Origin of the sequence: Streptomyces sp. DvalAA-14 (genome assembly GCF_900091855.1) — a bacterium.
Taxonomy (GTDB): domain Bacteria; phylum Actinomycetota; class Actinomycetes; order Streptomycetales; family Streptomycetaceae; genus Actinacidiphila.
Genome location: NZ_FMCH01000374.1, coordinates 1 through 1105, shown reverse-complemented (window position 1 = coordinate 1105; position 1105 = coordinate 1). Strand labels below are relative to the sequence as shown.

Here is a 1105-nt window from a genome sequence, read left to right as displayed (position 1 = left end):
GGCCAGTGCGGCGAGGACCAGCTCGTCCAGTTCTCTCGGCACGCGCGGATCGCGGGAGGAGGGTGCGGGCGGTACGGCGTGCACGTGCCGGTACATCAGGGTGAGCGGATTGCCGTCGGTGAACGGCGGGCGGCCGGTGAGCAGTTCGAACAGGACACAGCCGGCGGCGTAGACGTCGCTGCGGGCGTCCACGTCGGCGCCGTTGATCTGCTCGGGCGACATGTAGCTGGGTGTGCCGATCGGGGCGCCGGCGGCGGTCTGCCGGGTGCCGCTGTGCAGAACCCGGGCGATGCCGAAGTCGGCGACCTTGACCGCGCCTTCCTCGGTGATCATCACGTTGGCGGGTTTCACATCGCGGTGCACCGTTCCGTGGCTGTGCGCGTGGGCCAGCGCGTCCAGCACGTCGCAGACGATCCGCACCGCCCGCTCGGGCGGCAACTGGCCCTGCTTGTGCAGGAGGTGGGCAAGGGTGGTGCCCGGTACGTACTCCATCACCAGGAACGGGACCACCGTGTCGCCGTCGGATATCTCGTCCTGGTCGTGGACGGTGACGATGCCCGGGTGGTTGAGCGCGCCGGCCGCCTGCGCCTCGCGGGCGAACCGCAGGCGGGCGTCCGGGTTGCCGGCCAGGGTCGGCAGCAGGGTCTTGACGGCGACGGTACGGCCCATCCGGGTGTCGCGCGCCCGGTGCACCCGGGCCATTCCGCCGGAGCCGAGCAGCTCGGCCAGCTCGTAACGCCCCGCGAACAGTCCGTCAGCCATCTGCCCCGTCCGCCCTCATGCCCCCGTTGTTGCCGGTAACAGACTAAGGGGACGGTCCCGGCGCCGGGCCGCCCCCTCCCTGCTGTCAGCCGGCGGGGCTCACTCCTCGTCGTCGAACTCGTCGTCGAAGGCGTCCTCGGCGGCGATCCTGCGGCGGCGTCCGGTGGCCAGGTAGATGGCGGCGCCGGCCGCGACGAGGACGGCGGCGCCGATCGCGACGTACGGGGCGGCGGGACCGGCGCCGGTGTCGGCGAGGTTGCGGTCGGCGATGGCCTGCGGGTGGTTGTCCGGATCAGCGGCGGACGCGCCGCCGCCCGAGGTGCCACCGGCGACGGCCCCGCGG

2 protein-coding genes are annotated in these 1105 nt (G+C 73.1%); both read right to left on the bottom strand.

All coding sequences use genetic code 11. The annotated features are described in order from the left end of the window. Positions 1-762 (bottom strand): protein kinase domain-containing protein (locus tag GA0115240_RS19290; protein WP_141708894.1); only part of this gene is annotated, 762 nt, incomplete at its 3' end. Positions 763-861: 99 nt separating this feature from the next. Further along, on the bottom strand, positions 862-1105 hold a 244-nt coding region (locus GA0115240_RS36980; RefSeq protein WP_272919916.1), incomplete at its 5' end, for an LAETG motif-containing sortase-dependent surface protein.